The 21,375-nt window shown below is 41.6% G+C and carries 25 protein-coding genes and 1 tRNA gene; 10 read left to right on the top strand and 16 right to left on the bottom strand.

The features are described from left to right. Positions 1–88 precede the first annotated feature (88 nt). The 12 genes from NI466_RS01505 to NI466_RS01450 form a co-directional block, all read right to left on the bottom strand. Complete coding sequence (locus NI466_RS01505) at positions 89–2,023, bottom strand: DUF3987 domain-containing protein (RefSeq protein WP_253172479.1); 1,935 nt, start codon at positions 2,021–2,023, stop codon at positions 89–91. Next, complete coding sequence (locus NI466_RS01500; protein ID WP_253172478.1) at positions 2,016–2,318, bottom strand: hypothetical protein; 303 nt, start codon at positions 2,316–2,318, stop codon at positions 2,016–2,018. Before NI466_RS01500 ends, NI466_RS01505 begins: the two co-directional genes overlap by 8 nt. Before the next feature lie 2 nt (positions 2,319–2,320). Further along, positions 2,321–2,602, bottom strand: a complete 282-nt coding sequence (locus NI466_RS01495; RefSeq protein WP_253172477.1) for a hypothetical protein — start codon at positions 2,600–2,602, stop codon at positions 2,321–2,323. 122 nt (positions 2,603–2,724) lie between these two features. Continuing rightward, the gene (locus NI466_RS01490) at positions 2,725–3,033 is read right to left on the bottom strand and encodes a hypothetical protein (RefSeq protein ID WP_253172476.1); all 309 of its coding nucleotides are present in this window, start codon (positions 3,031–3,033) and stop codon (positions 2,725–2,727) included. A gap of 9 nt (positions 3,034–3,042) precedes the next feature. Beyond that, complete coding sequence (locus tag NI466_RS01485; protein ID WP_253172475.1) at positions 3,043–3,411, bottom strand: hypothetical protein; 369 nt, start codon at positions 3,409–3,411, stop codon at positions 3,043–3,045. Then, positions 3,401–3,910: a BRO-N domain-containing protein gene (locus NI466_RS01480; protein WP_004815248.1), complete on the bottom strand. Its 510-nt coding sequence runs from the start codon at positions 3,908–3,910 to the stop codon at positions 3,401–3,403. Before NI466_RS01480 ends, NI466_RS01485 begins: the two co-directional genes overlap by 11 nt. Next, entirely contained in the window at positions 3,907–4,122 is a 216-nt protein-coding gene (locus NI466_RS01475) for a helix-turn-helix domain-containing protein (RefSeq protein ID WP_004815246.1), read from the bottom strand. Before NI466_RS01475 ends, NI466_RS01480 begins: the two co-directional genes overlap by 4 nt. Positions 4,123–4,126: 4 nt before the next feature. Beyond that, positions 4,127–4,723, bottom strand: a complete 597-nt coding sequence (locus NI466_RS01470; RefSeq protein WP_253172474.1) for a hypothetical protein — start codon at positions 4,721–4,723, stop codon at positions 4,127–4,129. Positions 4,724–4,725: 2 nt separating this feature from the next. Beyond that, complete coding sequence (locus NI466_RS01465; RefSeq protein WP_004815244.1) at positions 4,726–4,941, bottom strand: hypothetical protein; 216 nt, start codon at positions 4,939–4,941, stop codon at positions 4,726–4,728. Between the two features lie 129 nt (positions 4,942–5,070). Further along, on the bottom strand, positions 5,071–6,279 hold the full coding sequence (locus tag NI466_RS01460) for a hypothetical protein (protein WP_253172473.1): 1,209 nt from the start codon (positions 6,277–6,279) through the stop codon (positions 5,071–5,073). A 148-nt stretch (positions 6,280–6,427) separates the two neighbouring features. After that, positions 6,428–7,753, bottom strand: a complete 1,326-nt coding sequence (locus tag NI466_RS01455) for a tyrosine-type recombinase/integrase (protein WP_253172472.1) — start codon at positions 7,751–7,753, stop codon at positions 6,428–6,430. A 168-nt stretch (positions 7,754–7,921) separates the two neighbouring features. Next, positions 7,922–7,997, bottom strand: a tRNA-Arg gene (locus tag NI466_RS01450). A gap of 190 nt (positions 7,998–8,187) precedes the next feature. On the opposite strand from NI466_RS01450, the gene NI466_RS01445 reads away from it, so the two are divergent. The 7 genes from NI466_RS01445 to NI466_RS01415 all read left to right on the top strand — a co-directional run bounded on the left by NI466_RS01445 (position 8,188) and on the right by NI466_RS01415 (position 14,272). Further along, positions 8,188–9,123, top strand: coding sequence for an ABC transporter ATP-binding protein (locus NI466_RS01445; protein ID WP_247143428.1), 936 nt, complete (start codon positions 8,188–8,190; stop codon positions 9,121–9,123). Continuing rightward, positions 9,120–9,893 carry an ABC transporter permease gene (locus NI466_RS01440; protein ID WP_253172471.1) on the top strand — a complete coding sequence of 258 codons (774 nt, stop codon included), beginning with the start codon at positions 9,120–9,122 and terminating at the stop codon, positions 9,891–9,893. Before NI466_RS01445 ends, NI466_RS01440 begins: the two co-directional genes overlap by 4 nt. Beyond that, the gene (queF, locus tag NI466_RS01435; RefSeq protein WP_253172470.1) at positions 9,893–10,708 is read left to right on the top strand and encodes an NADPH-dependent 7-cyano-7-deazaguanine reductase QueF; all 816 of its coding nucleotides are present in this window, start codon (positions 9,893–9,895) and stop codon (positions 10,706–10,708) included. The genes NI466_RS01440 and queF overlap by 1 nt, the downstream gene beginning before the upstream one ends. A 19-nt stretch (positions 10,709–10,727) precedes the next feature. Beyond that, entirely contained in the window at positions 10,728–11,381 is a 654-nt protein-coding gene (locus NI466_RS01430; protein WP_005247485.1) for a hypothetical protein, read from the top strand. A 289-nt stretch (positions 11,382–11,670) separates the two neighbouring features. Further along, on the top strand, positions 11,671–12,672 hold the full coding sequence (gene mltB / locus NI466_RS01425; RefSeq protein ID WP_253172469.1) for a lytic murein transglycosylase B: 1,002 nt from the start codon (positions 11,671–11,673) through the stop codon (positions 12,670–12,672). A gap of 288 nt (positions 12,673–12,960) precedes the next feature. Beyond that, positions 12,961–13,575: a septal ring lytic transglycosylase RlpA family protein gene (locus NI466_RS01420; RefSeq protein WP_004279046.1), complete on the top strand. Its 615-nt coding sequence runs from the start codon at positions 12,961–12,963 to the stop codon at positions 13,573–13,575. Between the two features lie 241 nt (positions 13,576–13,816). Then, complete coding sequence (locus tag NI466_RS01415; RefSeq protein WP_005106461.1) at positions 13,817–14,272, top strand: Mpo1 family 2-hydroxy fatty acid dioxygenase; 456 nt, start codon at positions 13,817–13,819, stop codon at positions 14,270–14,272. A gap of 33 nt (positions 14,273–14,305) precedes the next feature. Here NI466_RS01415 and NI466_RS01410 read toward each other — a convergent pair whose 3' ends face one another. The 3 genes from NI466_RS01410 to rpsB form a co-directional block, all read right to left on the bottom strand. Next, a complete protein-coding gene (locus NI466_RS01410; RefSeq protein ID WP_253172468.1) occupies positions 14,306–14,806 on the bottom strand; it encodes a DUF3465 domain-containing protein in 501 nt (166 codons plus the stop codon). A gap of 145 nt (positions 14,807–14,951) precedes the next feature. Beyond that, positions 14,952–15,827, bottom strand: coding sequence for a translation elongation factor Ts (tsf, locus tag NI466_RS01405; protein WP_004279049.1), 876 nt, complete (start codon positions 15,825–15,827; stop codon positions 14,952–14,954). A 142-nt stretch (positions 15,828–15,969) separates the two neighbouring features. Beyond that, complete coding sequence (gene rpsB, locus NI466_RS01400) at positions 15,970–16,716, bottom strand: 30S ribosomal protein S2 (protein ID WP_004279050.1); 747 nt, start codon at positions 16,714–16,716, stop codon at positions 15,970–15,972. A 207-nt stretch (positions 16,717–16,923) separates the two neighbouring features. Here rpsB and map point away from each other — a divergent pair, with 207 nt between their 5' ends. Next, complete coding sequence (gene map / locus NI466_RS01395; RefSeq protein WP_253172467.1) at positions 16,924–17,751, top strand: type I methionyl aminopeptidase; 828 nt, start codon at positions 16,924–16,926, stop codon at positions 17,749–17,751. A 254-nt stretch (positions 17,752–18,005) separates the two neighbouring features. Continuing rightward, positions 18,006–19,241, top strand: a complete 1,236-nt coding sequence (locus tag NI466_RS01390; RefSeq protein ID WP_253172466.1) for a pyridoxal phosphate-dependent aminotransferase — start codon at positions 18,006–18,008, stop codon at positions 19,239–19,241. A gap of 61 nt (positions 19,242–19,302) precedes the next feature. Here NI466_RS01390 and NI466_RS01385 read toward each other — a convergent pair whose 3' ends face one another. Continuing rightward, a complete protein-coding gene (locus NI466_RS01385; protein ID WP_253172465.1) occupies positions 19,303–20,649 on the bottom strand; it encodes an MATE family efflux transporter in 1,347 nt (448 codons plus the stop codon). A gap of 267 nt (positions 20,650–20,916) precedes the next feature. Between NI466_RS01385 and NI466_RS01380 the strand changes: the two genes are divergently transcribed. Further along, a complete protein-coding gene (locus tag NI466_RS01380) occupies positions 20,917–21,354 on the top strand; it encodes a PaaI family thioesterase (protein WP_224215553.1) in 438 nt (145 codons plus the stop codon). Positions 21,355–21,375 lie beyond the last annotated feature (21 nt).

Raw genomic sequence — 21,375 nt, 5'->3', positions numbered from 1 at the left:
GTTTGAAGCAATGTACTATGATAAGATTAACCCGTTAGGTCAGGTGGCCTAACTTAAATAAAAAAGTCTCCGACAAACCCGGTACGGTTCACTTTTTGATAATCCACTTAATAAGACGCTCTGCATCACTTTCAGACTTAACCTCAATATCTGCATACATTGCCCATTCATTCAAGGAGTGCTTAACGACCTCACAAGCTCCCTTTAGGGTCTTGGCATCAATCCACTGTAGACCTTCAAAATAAGCGAATACAGTGGCCAGACGGCGCGCTAATTGACTGGCACGACTGGCGAATGCTTGTAGATACTCATAACGCTTCCCTTTGCCTTGTAACGCCTCAAACATATTATAAAATTCTTGGTCTATATCCCTTGCCTCGTCATTCATAGGCAGGACATAGCGCCCATTGTGTAGCTCATGCTCGGCTTTTACGTGTGGGCAATCATCAAGTAAATACTCGCAGCGCGTCCAGTAGGCTATAAGCCTATGGTCTGTACTTGCATTCTTATTTCGATAAATTGCATCCTGTAGGCGTGTACCTGCTAGGTTTTCAGGGATAGTCAGAATAAATCTAGGTAAAAACCCCTGTCCTCTTAATACTGGGTCTTTTAACGCATCTGCTAAGACTTCATGTTGTCCCTGCAAATTAAACGTCAATCGAACATCATAAGCTCGGCCACTGCCGTTTAAGTTTGACTTAGATCGAGTACGCTCCACAAAACCATCATCAAATAACTTTGCATAACCTCCTAGTGCCTGGTTACGTGTATCGCCTTTCATGGTATGGCCACCGAAAAACTGTCCCGCTTCATCACTAGCAATAGAGGCATTACTTAAAACGCCGTCGATATATAAGCCTGCAATAGATTCAAGGGTTATATCGCTGTATAAGGTACTAGGGTCATTCGGTGGAGGATTCTCAGCGCAATATGCCTCACGGTCTTTTTTAGGTAATCCGGCCTGTGCGCTTTTCCATTGTTCAAGTTCTTGCCGGTATGCTTCATATTGTTTGCGTTCATACTTAATAATTGCCTGATCTGCCAGATTTCGGCTTGTACTCTTACGGCTTCCACTTTGTCCTTCAGTAAGAAGATATAAACTGCATGGCTCCCCTTGGGGATTGAATGGATGAGGTGCATTTACCTTAGCCTGAGCAATATGTGACATAGCACCAATAACACATTGGGCAGTCATGGCAACTGGTGATTGCACATGCTCAGAAATAGCCCTCACTGCCTCTTGTGCCAGTGGTGGCAACGCATGTATCGGATAAGGATTTAAAACGGTTTCTGATTGAGATAATGGCAATAACTCGCCCCACTCAATAGGCTTACTTAATAGCTCAATAGCTTCATCAATAAACGCCAGTACCTCACTTACACTTTCATCCTGGCTTAATTCAATCTGAAACTCATTCACACCGATTTTTAAATACTGGCATAGCAGCCTAACTGCCGTGTTCTGCTCCAGCTTTTTAAATGGTTCAAGGTGCATTTGTTCAATTCTGACAGGTAAGTAAAGCTGTTTATAACCTGCCTGTGACAGCTGGTTAATGACAAACAGGATTTGCTTAAAGTCAAACGGCTTGAGTTCTACCTGGTGCTTATTACATAAAGTAGGCAGCAACACCAATACAACGGCGTAGCCAGTCTGAGCAATCTTAAAGAATGCCTCTAGGCTGTACGTGATAATGACAGGCTTGGCATGGTCAAAATCACCATACCTTGCAAAACCCTTAGCCAGTCCATCAGGCATGACAGCCACACGCTGCCCATCTTGCATGACAGCACATTGAACAAGCTCCATTTGCCCATCATAGACAGGCATAATCAAAGGCTGTGCATAGGTAACGCCGTTTATATCCACATTGCCATCATCAACATAAATCGGCTGCTCAGGACTGCCAAAACGCTGTATTAATGGATGTGATGAATAAGCATCATTAAACGATACAAGCTGCTCACATTCAGCTAAAATAGCTTCGGGTGTTATTAGTTCTTTGGGGTGGTCATAATCAAGCATTGTGGCTACCCCCTTTCATTTTCTCCCATTCTGCACTCAGTCGTTTCTCGCCTTGTGCCAATTTCTGCATGTTGTCGTAGCTTAATTGCTCAAGTACACCAAAGCACCGCGTTATTGATTGAAAATAGACTTCTTCCAATCCTGTGAGTTTTGGCAGTAGGGTTATTTCATTTTGCAAAACTTGCAGCATATAGCCGATGGATTCACTGCGTTCCAGCATTTCGCTATATACGTCAGCCATATCGCCAGCATCGTATTTTTTAGGTGTATTTGTAGAATTGATCTGATTTGACATGATTACGCCTCCTCACTTTCGAAAGCTAAAGGCAGGATCCGCTCGATCATTTCCAATTTTGTTTGAATTTCAGCAATAAGATTGGCGACAATTTCCGCTTTAATCATTAATTTGTTGCCACCATCAAAACATTGGAAAGTAGCAATCGAAATATCCTTTGCACTTGCTACCAACTCATAAGCTACGTCTTGAGCATTTAAGTGATTGGCTTCGGGGTGTGGTGCAAAAAAGGCAGTGGTATAACCTAGAGAAGGATTATAGGTTTTTTTGATTTGATTAGGCATGAATTACACTCCCCATACTTTTTTAAGCATTGAGGAAATGCGCTGAACTAATCCCTGCTTTTGTGCAAAGTCTGCTGACTGGATACGCTGGCGTGTAATTTGATGAATATTTTTAGGCATGATTAATGCGCTCCTGAATTATTTAACGGAGCTTTGCCAATTACGACCAAGTAATTATGGTGGCAAAGCTGAAAGGGGTTGGTCGACCAGTAATTCAGGTAACTGGCACACTCGAGAGTGTCCCCCTCCAACTTCGCCATAGAGATATGCGAACGCATAGAGAGATTACACATACAAAAAAAGCCCACGAAGCGGACTGTATGCGCTGAATATTTATAGCCGACCAAAGCTAACTTTGAGATTTTGCTCAAAGCCTGATTAATATAACCATACTTGGGTATGTTGGCAAGATTCTTCAATTGATTTTTCATGCTAGGCCCTCACTGCACACGGTTGATATGGATATTTGAATTAATCAAAACGCCGTCATTTGATAATCCGACTTGCTGGTGGTTATCCATCATCTGCAATAAACGCTGTTCTGCTTCTTCAAAAGTAATGCCGAAATGCTTTGCTATATCCTCTAGGCAGTACATAGGTTCGCCATCATCCGTATAACCGCTTGGCGGTGGCAATAGGTTTAATTCCTTCGCCTTTTGGTGCATTTCCACTTTGATATGCTCAGGCGTGTAGTGCATTGTCAAAATGAGGGCCTGCTCAGTAATGGGGTGGTGTTCCCCATACTGGTCCAACATTGCCTTGTAATGGTCAAAGGCCTTGAAAAACTCGGGGTTTACATCATGGTTCATTGTGTACCCCCTCGAAACTTAACTGTAAATTTGCTTTGCATGTTTGGATACGCATTGCATTTAAATGCTTTTCACGTTTACGACGATGCATGCCATGGCTGTGGAACGTACCTTTATCCTTTGAGACCTTCTCTTGCATGCACAAGCGGTTTAGTTCTTCATAAGCAGTCTGTCTGGCTGAATATGAGCCGGTCTTGCGGATAGATGGTAATACTTCAGCAAATACCCATGTTTGAAAGCTAAGTGCTTCAGGTTTGGTAGACCGGAATACAATTCGGTAAAGGTTCTCCTCACTGATGAAAGTGATGTTTTGATTACCGCCATTAGTAGGGGTGTACAAAGTATGTATACCCTTCTGATTCATACTGAACCGACTTGTATGGGCATTTTTAATATCTAATGCCTTACACATATCAGGAAAACAAAACAAAGGCTCATCATTGGCATCTAAGGCAACTCGAACTTCATGCTCATTAAAATTAAATATAGCTAGATTCATGCTGCCACCTGCTTAAGCTCATAACGTGCATGGGTGCCAATGCCTGAACTATTGCGATCATGATGGGTCACAATGTCATAGCCCTGTTTACGTAGTTTTAAGATAACCGCACTTAAACGAAAGCAACCGTACTGCTCCAGTGCTTCAATTGGTGTGATGCTCTTACCTTGCTTGAGGTGTTCTAAAATCTGTTCTAATTGGGTGTTATTCATGTTCTTATGCTCCCATTCCTGACAGTGCATCAGCCAGCTTGTGAATCGTTCCGATGTGGATTATCAGAACGTCCTTAACGCCTGATTTCTTCACCATGTCAGCATGTTCACTGAGTAGCTCTTTAATCGTTCCGTTAAAGCCTTTAACCTCTAAAAACTTCATAGGCTCATCATTTACGATCAAGTCTGCTTCTTCATCCGTTTCGCCAGTCGGGCAATATGAAGCTAGGGCATAGGCATATAGATCGGCTGGGCCCTTGATGCTTAATACATCAAGTACCAACTGAGTGAAGGTCTTTAGCTTGTTAGCCTCAGTTTTTAGGTAGTCATCGATTGAATAAGACTTTGAAAATACTTCTCGGCTTAACTCGGATGCTCGGATAGAAACATGGTCGAGTAGGTCAATTGCCTGCTCAATCTGTTTTGTATTGGCTTCTGTTTTAACCTCATCAGTGAAACACTCAAGGGCTAGACAGGTGAAATCGGACACATCAATAAAAAGGTTCTGTATCTGTTCGCGGTTTACTTCACGGCAGATCTGCTCAAGTTTACTTTGTGCCTGCTGGGTGATGCTAATTGCATCCTGTAGGGTAATTTCCATGATTAAGCCTCCATTACAGCAAGGCTTTGCTTTTGGCTGTTATGCCACTCTACAAGCTCGGCATAATCAAAATAGACTGGGGCCTGTTTGGTATCCCCTGTTTTAATTGGTCGCGGAAATGCTGCATCAGTACGCACGATATGGCGCAATGATTCGCGGCTTATGTCTAGTAGTTCACAAGCAGTTTTGAATTGGACGCGGATTGGTTTGATAGTCATTTATGCACCTACATAGCTAAATATTGTTAGGGCATAAAAACAAATTATATAAGGTGTCATACAAGTGATACCTACATAAAAAAAGGTGACACCTTTAAGTGACACCTCTATATAACCCCATGAAAATAATTATTTTTTTGGATTAGTTATAGCGCAAATTCTTTTAACAAGATTCACTTCTGTAACACCGCGTTGCTTTAAAATGTTAGTTATAGCTGGGGTGTGTTTATGGTGTGAATATTCATTATTAAGGTATTTAGCCTGCCAGACTTGAGTGGCTAACAATAGTTCAGGAGCATATTGTGGGTGTTGGGGGTCAAGAGCTGGGTGATAATAACTTTGATTAGCATTATTAGGCTCTAGATCAGGTTCTTGTGGAGTTTTTGTTTGTTTAAGTTTCTCCCATATTTCATCAAAATTTTTCTTATTTTCTTGATGCGTATATTTCACTACGGTAGATAACTTATTTAACTCAATATCCCCATATCGTTTGTCTTCATATATTGTGTGACCTATTTTTACATCTACAATTAAGTCCCGTAATGGCTCGAAGTAAAACAAGTCATCTTCATTAATTAGAATATGGTTTAGATGATAATAATCAGCATCAAACCCTAGATCCATTGATTCAAACTTAGAATCATTTAAAAAATCTAATACGAATGATACTGATCGTTCGGAATTAGTTCTATTTAACTGGATAAATTCCTTTTCACCAATTCTAATGTGTACGTTTGTATGCAAATAGAACTTCTTTTCTTTGAGAAATTTAGCAATGGTCATTAATGGCACATTAAACCTTACTGCAAAATGCTCTATGCAAAATATTAATTCCTCATATGGATTATCATCTTCATAAACTCCCTGAAGGTGTTTTAATGTTTTTTTATTACTTTTTATAGGTTTCCCTTCTTCAATAATTTCAATCACATTAAGCTTATTAAATTCTTTTAATGCTCGAATATCATTTTTTAACCAAAAATAATTTGTAAATTGTTCTTTAAATTTAATTTCTGCAATAATTTTGTTTTCTAAATGCTCCCCATCGAGGCAGTCACAATTATTAGCTAAAAAGGCACATAAGGCATTTTTTAAGCTTCCCTTGCTATATGCATCCTCATATACCTTTTCAATTTGGATTTCATCGCAAATTTGAACACTAGGTATGACTTCATTACCACATGAATAAGTAGCAATTGAGTCAATAGAGCTATTTATTAAAAATTGTAAAACTTCAAACCATCCTTCATCCGATTTTTCGTAAAGTCGCTCTAATACATCTAAGACCCTTACGTAATTTTCTTTAATGGTTTTATGTTCTTCATCAAATAATCCCATTTATGCCTCCCACAGCATCCCAAAAAGTAGCTAGGTAAACAAGTTGGGTGCTTGCTTGTCGGCTGGCCTGCCTATACCTAGCAATCTGAATATAATCTATATTTACCTATATTTATGCATTTCTTGGCTAGTAGTGCGACAAGGTTTGTCACTTAGCCAGTTTTGCATATTTAAAATTGATGACATCATTGTTTAGAAGCTGCTGAGTGAAGTCATAAGGACTTATAAAGCCGTTCTGATTTGCTTCCAGGTAGTCACTCCACCAATTAAGCATAGCTTTCCGTTCTTCCATGTATTCAGCTTGGTGCGTATATGCCAACCGTACTTGGTCACGTTCTTGATGGCTCATTTGCTTCTCTACTGCTTCTTTTTGAAACAGAGTACTTTGCACCAGGGCAGAACAGGCCATACCTCTAAAGCCATGCCCGCATATCTCATTATCTGTGTCATACCCCAAACGGCGCAAAGTATTATTAATTGTGGTTTCACTGATAAAGCCTTGAGGGTCACCATTCTTAGGAAAGACATTTTTAGTCATGTGACTGTAAGTATGAATCTCATTAAGAATAGAAATGACTTGAGGCGATAAAGGAATAAGATGCTCGGTTTTCATTTTTGCACCACGATTAGAAAACTTCTGCCCTTCTATTAATTCACGCTCTGGTGGTATCGTCCATATCCCCTTTTTAAGGTCGAATTCAGTCCAACGAGCAAAACGTACCTCACTGGAACGCGCAAAGGTATGCAATGTGAACGCCGTACATAATCTTGTTAATGGATAGCCAGTATCACTATTTAATCTCTGCAGTAGTTCAGGCAGTCGCTCAAGTGGTAATTGCGGATAGTGTTTTGCCTTATTGGTCTTAACAAATACGTCCTTTAGGAAATAAGATGGGTTTTCTTCTAATAAACCTCTTGAAATTGCATAAGCAAAGATGGCAGCAAATCTCTGTCTTGTTTTCTTAAGTACCTCTGTAAATCCTTTTTCCTCAATTGACCGCAAAACCATAACTAAATCTTTAGGCTTTACATCATCAATAGATTTACTGCCGATTAAGGGGAATACATATTCCTCCAAGTTTCTTAAAGCCTTGTTTGCTGTATCAGGTATCCATCTGCCTGTATTGCTATATTCTTTATGCCAATCCCGGGCTATAGCTTCAAAACTAAATGAATTGTCCTTTTTATATTTTTGGATTTCTTCATATTCGATGGGATCTATACCTTCAGCCTGTAGCTGTTCATAAGTACGGCGCTTATCCCTTGCAGACTTGAGGCTTAGTGCTGGAAAGCTCCCCAGTGTCATCAATCCATCTTTACCATTGGCTTTTTTATATTTATATCGCCATACCTTAGTGCCACTTTTTCGCACAAACAGAATTAAGCCCTGTCCATCGTATAAAGAATAGTCTTTATCTTGTGGTTTGGCGCTTGTACATTTGGAATCTGAGAGCGGTGTTATGTGCTTGGCCATAATCAGAATAAGGATACAAAAGTGGATAGAATCGAATATATCCTCATATATATCCTTATAACTTGCAACTATATCCTTATTTATTTTGTTATATTCTGCTATGTTTTTATTTAAACCCTTGTATATAAAGGGATTAAAACTATGTTCTTGTATATTCTGCTATTGATTTGGTGCGCTCAGCGGGACTCGAACCCACGCCACAGGCTTCGGAGACCTGTACTCTATCCAGTTGAGCTATGAGCGCATCTTTTTTGGATCGCGCACATCATAACAAAAAAAAGCATAAGGTAAAGCAACTATCTCTAACTTCATCATTTTTATGCTTAAGCTTTATACAATGTTCCAAAACAGCAACACAGAATTGCATGTGAATCACTTGGCTTATTTTGCGAGATCACTCACAATATCTCAACTTTTCACCATTTGAGATATTCATGACTGATGCACTGATCTTAAGGGATGTGTCAAAGACCTATCGCAATGGCTTTCAGGCATTGAAAGGGATTAACTTAAATGTACCAGAAGGTGAATTTTATGCGCTATTGGGGCCTAATGGCGCAGGAAAATCTACTACCATCGGTATTATCAGCTCATTAACAAAAAAAACCTCCGGTACAGTCGAAATTTTTGGTCATAATCTGGATACCCACCCTTCTCAGGCCAAACAGTGCCTAGGTGTGGTGCCTCAGGAATTCAACTTTGCCCAGTTTGAGAAAACCTTTGATATTTTGGTAACTCAGGCAGGCTATTATGGCATTCCTAAAAAAATTGCACAGGAACGGGCGGAGCTTTATCTGACCAAACTGGGTTTATGGGAAAAGCGCTCTACTCAGGCCCGCATGTTATCCGGCGGAATGAAACGTCGCCTGATGATCGCGCGTGCCATGATGCATGAACCGAAACTGCTGATTCTGGATGAACCGACGGCTGGTGTTGATATCGAGCTGCGTCGTTCGATGTGGGAATTTTTGAACGAGATGAATGAAAAAGGCACCTCCATCATTCTGACCACGCATTATCTAGAAGAAGCAGAAATGTTGTGTCGCCGCATTGCGATTATCGATCGCGGTGTGATTAAAGAAGACACCACCATGAAAAGCTTCCTGAGTCAGCTCAATGAAGAATCGTTTATTTTTGATCTGGCCGAACCGATTGAACCTTTGCATCTGGATATCATCGGCGTGCGATTTAACCTGATCGATCCGATGACCTTAGAAATTACCATGGATAAGGCGCATAGCATGAATGATCTGTTCCAGTTGCTGGAATCACAGAATATTCAGGTACGCAGTATGCGCAATAAATCCAATCGTCTGGAAGAACTTTTTGTGAAAATGGTCGAGAAAAATCTGGATGGAGCTGCGCAATGAACATTAATCAACTCAGCGTAGCTTTATATACCATTATCTATAAAGAAGTGCGTCGCTTTATGCGCATCTGGCCACAGACCCTGTTGCCACCTGCAATTACCATGAGCCTGTACTTTGTGATTTTTGGTAATCTGGTCGGCTCACGCATTGGAGAAATGGGCGGCTTTAGTTATATGGAGTTCATTGTGCCCGGTCTGATTATGATGGCCGTGATCACCAATAGCTATGCCAACGTCTCGTCTAGTTTCTTCAGCTCAAAATTCCAGAAAAGCATTGAAGAACTGATCATGAGTCCGGTACCGATGCATGCCATTTTATGGGGTCATGTGTTGGGTGGTGTGATTCGTGGGATACTGGTTGCAATCATTGTCAGTGCAGTGAGCTTATTTTTTGCTGACTTATATATTACTAACTGGTTTGTGACTATATATACAGTCTTGATCACTTCCTTGCTGTTTTCTTTGGGTGGTTTTATTAATGCCGTCTATGCCAAATCTTTCGATGATATCTCGATCATCCCGACTTTTGTTTTAACACCACTGACCTATTTAGGTGGTGTGTTTTATGCTATTTCGAGCTTAAGCCCATTCTGGCAAAATTTATCTTTAATTAATCCTGTCGTGTATATGGTCAATGCCTTCCGCTATGGCATTTTAGGACATAGCGATGTCAATGTTGCCATTTCACTGACAGTGATTACCTTATGTTGTGCCGTGCTGTATGCAGTGGCCTATCATTTACTCTCCCGTGGTTCAGGAATGCGTGAATAATGAGTGTAGAACAATCTCTCCTTGGTAAAGACACCAATTACCCGACAGAATATCAGCCCGATGTTCTGTTTCCGATTTCGCGCGCGCCTGCCCGTGAACAATACGCACATGTCGAAGCGATTCAGCAAGGTGCAGACTGGTGGCATGTGTTTGAAATTTCCTGGTTAAATCCAGCAGGTGTGCCACAAGTCGCCATTGGCCGCATTAGCTTGCCAGCGTCCTCGCCGAATCTGATCGAATCTAAATCTTTGAAGCTGTATTTCAATAGCCTGAATTTTGCCAAGTTTGCATCTAAAGAGGCCTTTATCGCGACCGCAGAAAAAGATTTATCTACTGCGGCTGAAGCTAAAGTTAAACTGCAACTGTTTCAGGTTGATGAGTTAGAGATCAGCAAGCCTGAAGGCATCTGTATTGATGAGCTGACACCTGAGCGCCTAGAAAATCATCCAGATGCCAGTTTATTGGCTTTGGATTCGGATGATGCAGCAGAAGGTGAAATCCAGCTGTATTCACATTTACTCAGAAGTAACTGCCCAGTCACTGGCCAGCCGGACTGGGGAACAGTTTTTATACGTTATCAAGGTAAAAAACCTTGTTATAAGAGTATTTTAGCTTATATTATTTCCTACCGTCAGCATAATGGGTTCCACGAACAATGTGTGGAGCAGATGTTTGCCGATATCTGGCAGCAACTGAAACCGGAAAAGCTGATGGTCTACGCAACCTATACACGCCGTGGTGGATTGGATATCAACCCTTGCCGTGTATCGGATTTAACATGGATGCCTCGCCCTATTCGTTTAGCGCGACAATAAAAAACATTGAGGTTGAACAATGCCATTTTTTGGGTTTATTCCTTCTGCAGAGCTTTTAAATACAATTCAGACTGCACAAAAAAACAAAAATTCAAGTGAGCCGCTTTACCCATTGCGTGATAAAACCGCATTAATGATTAATGATGAAATTATTGATGCGATTCTTACCGAGCTGGTGCGTCGCTTTCCTGCCAGCGATAAACGTGATACTGCGGAAAAACTGGCTGGCTATATCAAGTCGACTGTTGCGGTTTTACTGAAGCAGCTATTGAGTAAAGCGCCGAACGATGTGGTCAGAGAGTCAATTGCATTCTCTGAGCGCAGTCTGTTTAAAGATCCTGAAGGACATTTCCGCATTGGTGAATCACTGGATGCCAGTCTGGTGACGAATTTAAAACATCATTATGCAGAACTTAAAGCCGGTCAGAGTATCGATAAACAAGCGTTCAGTAACCTGTACAAACAATTTGGTGAAGCAACAGTCCGACATTTTATGGTCGACTTTAATAAAACCCTGGATCTTGGCATGATCAAACGTAAGGCAGCAGATATTGGCGCATCTGCAGTGATCAAGGCCATCAATATGGCAGCAGATAAAATCATTCTGAATTTGAATAAAGATGAGCTGCGCGCCATGGCCGAATATCACGACACTTTGTTCTATACAGAATAGTTCAAGATTTTCTACAAATCTTGAGGAATTAGCCTGACTTCGGTCAGGCTTTTTTATGATCAGTGAAATAGCTTGTTACAGATAAGCGACTCTATAAGACAAACTGCCGTAAAAATAGCCAATCCATCGCTATTTTTGTATAAGCGGCTAGGTCTCTTATTCATCCGAATGTTATCTTTAATCTGGCACTTTAAGCCTCACGATTGAAAAAATTTTATCAATCTTTTTCATGGCATGATTCAAATGACATCGCCAGCAACTCATCAAAAAAACTGGAAATCGTAGCAAGATGTTGAAATCGGATTTTTATAAAAAGTTTAAGCAGCTTTCAATCGCACTTACCGCATTTGGTCTCAGCAGTTTGAGTCTGGCCAACGATTTCCAATATCATCCTTCTTATGCCGCTTTTAAGCAGAATGCCATGCAGAGCTATGGGCTGAGCGCCCAACAAGTAGATTCCGCCATGAACGGGACGCGTAATTTGCCTAATATTATCAATATCATGAATCGCCCAGGTGAAAGTAAGCCTTGGTATTCGTATAAAACTAACTTCCTGGCTGAATCTACCATTCAGCGCGGCGTACGTTTTAAACAGCAATATGCAGAAACGCTTAACCGTGCTGAACAGCAGTTTGGTGTACCACAGGCGATCATTCTGGGCATTTTAGGTGTAGAAACCGGTTTTGGTAGCAACAAGGGCTCTTTTGTCACTCGTGATGCCCTAGCAACCTTAGGGTTTGGCTATGAACGTCGTGCCCAGTATTTTCAGGATGAACTGGCTGCTTTAATTGCCTGGTCGTATAGAGATGGTGTTGCCACCTCTTCTGTGGTGGGTTCGTATGCCGGCGCTGTTGGCTATCCGCAGTTTATGCCGAGCAACATTCCAAAATTCGGCGTGGACTACGATGGCAATGGTCATATTGACCTGCGTAACTCAGCGGTAGATGCGATTGGTTCGATTGCCAACTATCTGGCACAGCATGGCTGGCAGCGTAATCAGCCCATTGCCTTTCCGGCACGTTATACCGGTTCAAATCCAGATGCCGTGATTGCCAAGGATCTGACTCAACCTATGCCTTATGGTGTGTTAAAAACGCAAGGCATCAGCCCAATGAATCCAATCGTAAAAATTGACGATCTGGATCTGGTTAATGTAATTCAATTACAAGAGAATTATGGCCCGATTTACTACATCACTTATCCAAATTTTCAAGTGATTACCACTTATAATCGCAGCCGTATGTATGCTACTGCTTTGTGGTTATTAGGTACCGAAATTACCAGCCGTTAACACTAAAAATTAATACAAATTATGAAAGTCAACATTTTTATGGGTTAATTTGTGCATATTTTAAGCAATTTTAATATTATGTTACAATATTGATTATTTTTTGATCAATCATTGTTTATTTTGCGTTCTTTTTTTAACTATTTTAATTAAACACTAGACAGGGTATTGCTGGCATGAATATTATCCATTTCGTTAAATGTAGTTGCATAAGTTAAATATCAGGCATGTTTACATGGTTTTTCAGCCATTTATGAACAACCAATAGATATGCTGTTAGGAGTTGATTCGATGCATTCTTCAATTTTGAAGTCTTTTATGGCCATTGCCACGATCGTCACGCTGACGCAATCGCAGGCAGATATGGTTCCGTCATCTTCATTCACCAATGAAAATGACAATTCGCGTCTTGCAACGCGAGTACTCAATAAAGAAGCTCAAAGCTTCAATTCAAATTTCACAAATTTGAACAGCCTTTCAATCACTGAGCGTTCTGGCGATAAAGTTCGCCGTGAAACCATTGCAGCGAAAATTGAACTTCCTGCAGAAGAGCCTTCAGTGATTGAAAAACTGAATACAGTGGCTTCTAATACTGTACGTAAATTCAGTCAGACAGGTACAGCGTCTTGGTATGGTCGTCAATTCCACGGCCGTAAAACTGCAAGCGGTGAAACCTTTGACATGAACGCAATGACAGCTGCCCATCGTAGCCTGCCATTGAACTGCTATATTCGCGTAACTAACCGCAATAACGGCAAGAGCGTCGTGGTTAAAGTAAATGACCGCGGTCCTTTCCATGGTAACCGTGTTGTTGATTTATCTTACGGTGCTGCGAAACAGTTGGGTATTACCAGTGCAGGTACTGCAAAAGTCAGTATTGAACGTGTCGCTGGTCCAAATTCTTAAGATTTGACCTGCAACACATTTAACAAAAGCCACAGCAATGTGGCTTTTTTATTGTGCTCATTTTTACAGAAGAATATAAACGCTCCTGCTCCGCCCTATCTTAAAGTTCTTTCAAGAAAATTTTGGTAGGCTCATCCTGCCTGATAAAATTCGCTCGCTTGCATGATTAACTTTTGACCATATCCGGATTCTGCTTTATATTTCCAGATAAGCAAAACATGTTCATGGAATGGAGCGAAGAATGAAAACAATATCTGAATGGTTTGATGAATATAGTGACAGCCATCAAAATAAAACCAATAAGCTGATTCACTGGGTTTGCGTACCGACCATCTATTTTTCGATTATTGGCATTCTAGCGCATTTCAGCGCTTTGCTGACTACCCTGCTACTGGTTTTGGCTTTTATCTTCTATGCACGCCTAGATCTTGTTTTGGCAGTAGCGATGGCTGTATTAACGTTGGTGATGGCTTGGCTCATCTGGATTCTGCCAGTCGGTACCGGTTTCTTTATTGCCCTGTTTGTCTTAGCCTGGATTGGCCAATTTTATGGGCACAAAGTGGAAGGTAAAAAGCCTTCGTTCTTCAAAGACCTCCAATTCCTCCTCATTGGCCCAATTTGGTGCATGGATGCCTATTTAGGTAAAATCCTACCGAACTGGAAATCGCGCCATAACAGCGCAATTATGAGCGTTTAAACGCCATATTCGATTTAACCAATTGGAAGAACCTTATTGATAGGTTCTTCCTTGATGTTTTAACCAGCCATCGACATGTTTTCGCGCAGGGTCATGATGCGTCCAGTGAATCACCCCGCCCTTGTCACTGTATTCATATTCTCCATAAAACTCGACCTGATCCTGTTTTTGAATACTCTGAATACGCGGTGCCAGATCGATATTATGTGCAACCAGTACAGTTTGGCCATTTGGTAATTGGAGGATAAACTTTTGATGGCGCGATCCTTCATGATCATCTGGCAAAACGGCAATCACCTGCCCGCTTGAACGCACTTGTAGATCACTCTGGCGCTGTTGAAACGCCCGTGCAATTCGGTCCAGATCATCAGTCGTTTGAGAGGGTACTAAATTAGGCTCTGAATCAAGCGTTTCAGTTGTAGTATCAGATGCGGATGGAATAAGTGGTTGGGATTGTTGTAGATCCAGGCCCAGATAAGCAGCAATCAACAGTGCAATGACTGCACCGATGCTCAGATTGGTTTTATTTGGCATTTTTATAACTTTTTTATTAAATGATGAATACATGATCTGAGCTCTATCACCAAACCCAAATCCTATTCTTGAATTGCTGATGAAGAATAAATCAACATAAAAAAGCCCCATCAATCAGATAGGGCTTTTTCTAATTCCTAAGGAATTATTTTGCAGCAGCTTGAGCAGCAGCAACTTCTTCAGCGAAGCTCATTTCTGCTTTTTTCTCAATGCCTTCACCAACTTCGAAACGAACGAAGTTTGCAACTGTAGTACCAGTTGCTTTAAGAACGTCTGCAACTTTCTTATCGTTGTCGATTACGTACATTTGACGCTCAAGCACAACTTCATTCAAGTATTTCTCAACAGAACCTACAACCATCTTCTCAACGATATTTGCTGGCTTGCCAGATTCAAGTGCTTTCGCTTCAGCAATTTCTTTCTCTTTCGCGATAAGCTCAGCAGAAACGCCTTCAGCATTTACAGCAACTGGGTTGAACGCAGCAACGTGCATTGCCAAGCCTTTACCTGTAGCTTCATCACCAGTGTAAGAAACAACAACACCGATTTTAAGACCGTGTTTGTAAACTGCAAGGTTTTCGCCTTCAACAATTTTCGCACGACGTACTTGGATGTTTTCACCGATCTTTTGAACAAGAGCGATACGCGCTTCTTCAACAGTTGCACCATCTTCTAGTTTCAATTCAGCGATTTGAGCAGGATCAGTTACGTTTGCAGCAAGTGCAGCAGCAGCAACTTTCGCAGAGAAACCAGCAAAGTTTTCGTCTTTTGCAACGAAGTCAGTTTGACAGTTAACTTCTAGAAGAAGTGCTTTGTTGCCGTCTTGAGCAATTGTGATTGCGCCGTCAGCAGCAATGTTACCTGCTTTTTTAGCAGCTTTAGCTTGACCAGATTTACGTAGGTTGTCGATCGCTAGTTCAACGTCGCCGCCCGCTTCTGTCAAAGCTTTTTTACATTCCATCATTGCAAGACCAGTACGATCGCGCAATTCTTTAACCATGCTTGCTGTAACTGCAGTCATGTTTATCTCCTAAATTCGGTAGAAAATGAATTCTTTTTAGAACAGAAACGGCCCAGAGGAGTTCTCATGGGCCGCCTGCATACATAACGCTTACTTTGCCACCATCACATGTCGCAAAAATGACAAGCTAGCGTCAAACGCATTAAGCCTCAGAAGCTGGAGCTTCTTCTGCTTTAGCTTGTGCATTTGCTTGTGATTGAGCATATTCTTTACCAGCAAGAATCGCATCAGCCATAGCAGAAGCATAAAGTGTTACTGCACGGATCGCATCATCGTTACCCGGGATAACGTAGTCTACGTTGTCTGGGTTAGAGTTTGTATCAACGATACCGATTACAGGAATACCAAGGTTCTTCGCTTCTTTGATTGCAATCGCTTCGTGATCAACGTCGATTACGAATAATGCGTCAGGTAAACCACCCATGTTTTTAACGCCGCCTAAGCCACGCTCAAGTTTTTCCATCTCACGAGTACGCTCTAGAGCTTCACGTTTAGTCAGCTTAGCGAAAGTACCGTCTTGAGATTGAGTTTGAAGGTCTTTTAAACGGTTGATAGATTGGCGAAGTGTTTTCCAGTTCGTCAACATACCACCTAACCAGCGGTGATCTACATATGGTTGACCAGCGCGTTGAGCTTGTTCACGGATGATTGCAGAAGCTGCACGTTTAGTACCAACGAACAAAACTTTGTTCTTTTTGCTAGCCAAGTTGTTAGCAAAGTTCAAAGCATCATTTAACGCAGGAACAGTGTGCTCAAGGTTGATGATGTGAATTTTGTTACGCGCACCAAAGATGTAATCACGCATCTTTGGATTCCAGAAACGAGTTTGGTGACCAAAGTGCGCGCCAGCTTGAAGAAGGTCGCGCATGCTTACGTTGTAATCTGCCATTTTCTTTACCTTAAAGTTTGGGTTAGGCCTCCATATACCCGCATTCTCCACCCTAAAGGGCACCCAGAGTAATGTGTCGATATATGTGCGGATTTTTTTGCCTCATCGCACAAAGCCCGTGAAATTTATTCACGAAAAAGCATTTGATAAAATGGGCGGCTATTTATACCATAGTCACACACAAATTTCCAAAAGTTTTTAGAGATCATGAACAACACTTACCAAGCTCCACGTCGACTCATCAAAACCCCTGACGAAATTGAAAAAATGCGTGTGGCAGGGCGACTGGCGGCAGAAGTTTTGGATATGATCAAACCGCATATTGTTCCGGGTGTCACCACTCTGGAACTTGATACGATTTGTCATGACTATATTGTCAATCAACAACAGGCGATTCCAGCATGCTTAGGCTATGGCGCTGCACCGGGTCGACCTGCCTTCCAACATACTATTTGTACTTCTGTGAACCACGTAGTGTGTCACGGCATTCCATCAGACAGTAAAAAATTGAAAAAAGGCGACATCCTGAACATTGATGTGACCGTGATTAAAGATGGCTACCATGGTGACACCAATATGATGTACATCGTCGGTGGTGAAACCACGATCCTTGCCAACCGTCTATGTAAGGTAGCGCAAGAAGCCATGTACCGGGGTATTGAAACTGTAAAACCGGGTTCAACCATTGGTGATATCGGTCATGCCATTCAGCAGTATGTTGAATCTGAGCGTTTTGGCGTAGTTCGTGAATATTGTGGTCACGGTATTGGTACAACTTTCCATGACGAACCGCAAGTGCTGCATTATGGTCAGCCAGATACTGGTATGGTACTTGAAGAAGGCATGACCTTTACCATTGAGCCAATGGTCAATGGCGGCGACTGGAAAACCAAGTTACTCGGTGATAAATGGACAGTGGTCACCAAAGATCACTCATTGTCAGCGCAATATGAACATACGATTCTGGTGACCAAAACCGGCGCGGAAATTTTAACAGCACGCCCGGACGAAGATTTGTCACGCTTTGGTGCATAACCACAACCTCAGCAACACAAAATGGTCACTTTAAAGTGGCCATTTTTATTTTATATTTCATTCATCCATATGCATGACCGAGATGTAAAAAGTCTCCCTTCGTGTGTTCTCAGCGCATCGAAATTCAAGATAAAGTTCGGTCAATACACCATTTTTTTCTTAAAGTTTTCCAAATTCTTTTGCCCTATCTGCAGCATTTTAGGCTAAGATAATGTGCTTTTTATTTTTTAATCCCTATAAGAAGGAATACTGCCGTGGACGTACGTCTCTCTGATCGTGTGAATGCCATCAAACCGTCCCCTACGCTTGCTGTGACTAACAAAGCTGCTGAATTAAAAGCTGCAGGTCACAACGTGATTGGTTTGGGCGCAGGTGAACCAGATTTTGATACCCCTCAACACATCAAAGATGCAGCAATTGCAGCGATTAACAACGGTTTCACCAAATACACCGCTGTTGACGGTACGCCAGGTCTTAAAAAAGCCATTATTGCTAAATTCAAACGCGACAATAACCTAGACTATGCAGCAAACCAGATTCTGGTTTCTTGTGGTGGTAAGCAATCATTCTTTAACTTAGCTTTAGCTTTGTTAAACAAAGGTGATGAAGTCATCATCCCAGCACCTTTCTGGGTAAGCTACCCGGACATGGTGATCATCGCTGAAGGTGTTCCTGTTATTGTGAAATGTGGTGAAGAACAACGTTTCAAAATCACCCCTGAACAATTAGAAGCTGCAATCACGGACAAAACACGTCTAGTGGTATTGAACAGCCCGTCTAACCCTACAGGCATGATCTACACTAAAGCTGAGCTTGAAGCACTGGCTGACGTACTTCGTAAATACCCAGAAGTCTTTATCGCATCTGATGACATGTACGAACCAATCCGTTGGGATGACGAGTTCTACAACATCGCAACTGTTGCACCTGACCTTTATGACCGCACGATTGTGTTAAACGGTGTGTCTAAAGCTTATGCAATGACTGGCTGGCGTATCGGCTACGCAGCGGGCCCTGCTAAACTGATTGGTGCAATGAAGAAGATCCAGTCTCAATCGACTTCAAACCCAACTTCTATTTCGCAAGTTGCTGCTGAAGCTGCCTTGAATGGTCCTCAAGACGTACTTGAGCCAATGATTGAAGCATTCAAACGTCGCCATGACTTGGTTGTGAAAGGCTTGAATGACATTCAAGGTATTTCTTGCCTGCCTGCTGATGGCGCATTCTATGCATATGCCAACATCAAACCGTTGATTCGTGCCAAAGGTCTTAAATCTTGCACAGAATTCTCTGCATGGTTACTGGAAGAAACTGGTGTTGCAGTAGTTCCTGGTGATGCTTTCGGTCTTGGCGGTTTCATGCGTATCTCTTACGCTACTGCTGACGAAGTACTTGTTGATGCACTTGCACGTATCAAAAAAGCTGCTGACTCAATTGAAGGCGTTGACGCTGCGATTGCTTCAATCGAAGCTGAAAAAGCTCCACAATAATCTAGCTTGCTAGATAAAAAACCCGCGAAATTCGCGGGTTTTTTATATTCTTCAACATGTATTAAACAGTGAGTCGTATTCGCTTATAGCTCAAGTATTTAATGAGCAAACAAACAAAACATAGACTTGCTGCAATCGTGTACGCAATACTCAACATCCACCAAAAACCATGAATCCCCAATGCATTGCTTTGCCAATTGAACAGTGTCATTGAATGATACGCCACATACCAACCACCACCTAAGCCCACGACCAGCACCGTACTGATAAAAATAAACATCGGTCTGACAATTTCTCGCCAGCAACGTAGCATTGCCAAACCAATCACCAGTAGCGCATCAAAGATATGCATCCAACACATTAACAAGATCAATGCCAAGGTTAATGCAATCACCTGCGCATCATTGCTAAACAACCCTACAATCCAACTATCTAAGCCCCAAATAGTCAACACGACAACGATAGCTATTAGCATCACAGCCATCAGTGCCCGCTTACTGAGTTGCCATGCGGCATCAATCTGCTCCGCACCGATTTTAGTCGACACCAAAATACCGAAGGCAGATGCCATCGACATCGGCAACATAAACATCAAGCCCAATAAGCCAAGCATCACCTGATGTGCATTCACTGCAATGTCACCCAAAGGCAAGATCAGCAAAGCAATCGCGCTGATGGCAAATACATCCACAAAAGTCACCACCGCATTGGGCAATCCAATTTTTAAAATTTTCAACAAAATCTGCCAGTGAAAGAAAACACCAGACCACTGGATCTTTAACTTCTGCTCAAGGAAGAAAAAATAGTAAACAAACAACAGTACCCACTGCACAATTAAATGTGCCATGAATGCACCTTCAACCCCATAGCTTGTAACATAACCCTCAATGCCATAAATCAAGACATAAGCCAAAGCCACTTTGAGCAGTAAATAGATCATATTGGCGTAAAACACACGCTTAGCCTGCCCACAGGCTTGGGTGAAAATATATAAAATACGCAACAATAAATGCGCTGGAATCGTCCAAGCCAACAGCCACAGACATGGCACAATCAATGCCTGTAAGGCCGCATCTGCCTTTAAAAAATAAAGTAAAGGAGTCCCATGATTAAACAAGTACATCGCAACAGCAGAAATCACCAGTACAATCAAAATACTTTGCTTCAGGATACGTTGGATGTCCGCATAATCCTGACGTCCATTGGCTTCTGCCAGCTCTTGCATCATGCCCTGTAACACCCCAATACCCGTCACAAAGCACAAAGAATAAACAGACAAACAGACTGCCAATGCAGCCACATGCTGAGGTGAAAAATGTGATAGAAAAATCACGTCGAACAAACCACTTAGCATAATAATGGCATTACTGAGAAAAATAGGCACCCAAAGATGCAGAAACTGTTTCATCACCCTATCACTCGATTTTTTAATTCTTTTATAAGATTCGTTTTTTTTGGCAGATTATTTAGATCTGAGATATTTCATTAGAAATGTATACCAGTATCGTGCCATAAATTATTCTATTTCTTATTTTTTATAAAAATGATTTTACTCAGGTGCAGGCAATGCACTTCTTACAAAATAATCCGCCATTCCTATACCAGATTGCTATTATCGATGTCACAATTTTGAATTAAACCTCAATAACTCAAGAATAATGAAAGGAAAAGTACAATGAACCCAAAAGAAATGAGCGGTTTAGCATTACTGGAAGCGATGCGTGATGAAAAAATCCCGGCCCCAAGTATTAGCGAAACCATGTCGATGCAACCAGCAGTGATTGAAAGCGGACATGTAGAATTTAAGGTCAAAGCTGATCATCGACATTTAAATCCGCTTGGCGGCGTCCATGGTGGTTTTGCTGCAACCGTTTTGGATACCGTGACAGGCTGCGCGATTCATACTTTACTTGAAGCAGGTGTCGGTTATGGCACCATTGATCTGAATGTAAAGATGTGCCGCCCTATACCTCAGAATGAGCCACTGAAAGCCGTAGGAAAATCAATTAATCTCAGTAAAAATTTAGGTATTTCTGAAGGTCAGATTCTGGATGAAGAAGGTCGCCTGTATGCTCATGCCACTGCGACCTGTATGATTATTCGGACTGAATGAAATTGCTAGCCTGCACAACTC

This window comes from Acinetobacter lwoffii (assembly GCF_024129595.1).
GTDB lineage: Bacteria > Pseudomonadota > Gammaproteobacteria > Pseudomonadales > Moraxellaceae > Acinetobacter > Acinetobacter lwoffii_O.
The sequence above is the reverse complement of the archived record's forward strand: the minus strand, read 5'-3'. Positions and strand labels throughout refer to the sequence as shown.

Bases quoted from the DNA above. Each gene is read 5' to 3' on its own strand.
- NI466_RS01505 (WP_253172479.1), bottom strand. From the start codon at position 2,023: ATGCTTGATTATGACCACCCCAAAGAACTAATAACACCCGAAGCTATT.
- NI466_RS01500 (WP_253172478.1), bottom strand. From the start codon at position 2,318: ATGTCAAATCAGATCAATTCTACAAATACACCTAAAAAATACGATGCT.
- NI466_RS01495 (WP_253172477.1), bottom strand. From the start codon at position 2,602: ATGCCTAATCAAATCAAAAAAACCTATAATCCTTCTCTAGGTTATACC.
- NI466_RS01490 (WP_253172476.1), bottom strand. From the start codon at position 3,033: ATGAAAAATCAATTGAAGAATCTTGCCAACATACCCAAGTATGGTTAT.
- NI466_RS01485 (WP_253172475.1), bottom strand. From the start codon at position 3,411: ATGAACCATGATGTAAACCCCGAGTTTTTCAAGGCCTTTGACCATTAC.
- NI466_RS01480 (WP_004815248.1), bottom strand. From the start codon at position 3,910: ATGAATCTAGCTATATTTAATTTTAATGAGCATGAAGTTCGAGTTGCC.
- NI466_RS01475 (WP_004815246.1), bottom strand. From the start codon at position 4,122: ATGAATAACACCCAATTAGAACAGATTTTAGAACACCTCAAGCAAGGT.
- NI466_RS01470 (WP_253172474.1), bottom strand. From the start codon at position 4,723: ATGGAAATTACCCTACAGGATGCAATTAGCATCACCCAGCAGGCACAA.
- NI466_RS01465 (WP_004815244.1), bottom strand. From the start codon at position 4,941: ATGACTATCAAACCAATCCGCGTCCAATTCAAAACTGCTTGTGAACTA.
- NI466_RS01460 (WP_253172473.1), bottom strand. From the start codon at position 6,279: ATGGGATTATTTGATGAAGAACATAAAACCATTAAAGAAAATTACGTA.
- NI466_RS01455 (WP_253172472.1), bottom strand. From the start codon at position 7,753: ATGGCCAAGCACATAACACCGCTCTCAGATTCCAAATGTACAAGCGCC.
- NI466_RS01445 (WP_247143428.1), top strand. From the start codon at position 8,188: ATGACTGATGCACTGATCTTAAGGGATGTGTCAAAGACCTATCGCAAT.
- NI466_RS01440 (WP_253172471.1), top strand. From the start codon at position 9,120: ATGAACATTAATCAACTCAGCGTAGCTTTATATACCATTATCTATAAA.
- queF (WP_253172470.1), top strand. From the start codon at position 9,893: ATGAGTGTAGAACAATCTCTCCTTGGTAAAGACACCAATTACCCGACA.
- NI466_RS01430 (WP_005247485.1), top strand. From the start codon at position 10,728: ATGCCATTTTTTGGGTTTATTCCTTCTGCAGAGCTTTTAAATACAATT.
- mltB (WP_253172469.1), top strand. From the start codon at position 11,671: ATGTTGAAATCGGATTTTTATAAAAAGTTTAAGCAGCTTTCAATCGCA.
- NI466_RS01420 (WP_004279046.1), top strand. From the start codon at position 12,961: ATGCATTCTTCAATTTTGAAGTCTTTTATGGCCATTGCCACGATCGTC.
- NI466_RS01415 (WP_005106461.1), top strand. From the start codon at position 13,817: ATGAAAACAATATCTGAATGGTTTGATGAATATAGTGACAGCCATCAA.
- NI466_RS01410 (WP_253172468.1), bottom strand. From the start codon at position 14,806: ATGCCAAATAAAACCAATCTGAGCATCGGTGCAGTCATTGCACTGTTG.
- tsf (WP_004279049.1), bottom strand. From the start codon at position 15,827: ATGACTGCAGTTACAGCAAGCATGGTTAAAGAATTGCGCGATCGTACT.
- rpsB (WP_004279050.1), bottom strand. From the start codon at position 16,716: ATGGCAGATTACAACGTAAGCATGCGCGACCTTCTTCAAGCTGGCGCG.
- map (WP_253172467.1), top strand. From the start codon at position 16,924: ATGAACAACACTTACCAAGCTCCACGTCGACTCATCAAAACCCCTGAC.
- NI466_RS01385 (WP_253172465.1), bottom strand. From the start codon at position 20,649: ATGAAACAGTTTCTGCATCTTTGGGTGCCTATTTTTCTCAGTAATGCC.
- NI466_RS01380 (WP_224215553.1), top strand. From the start codon at position 20,917: ATGAACCCAAAAGAAATGAGCGGTTTAGCATTACTGGAAGCGATGCGT.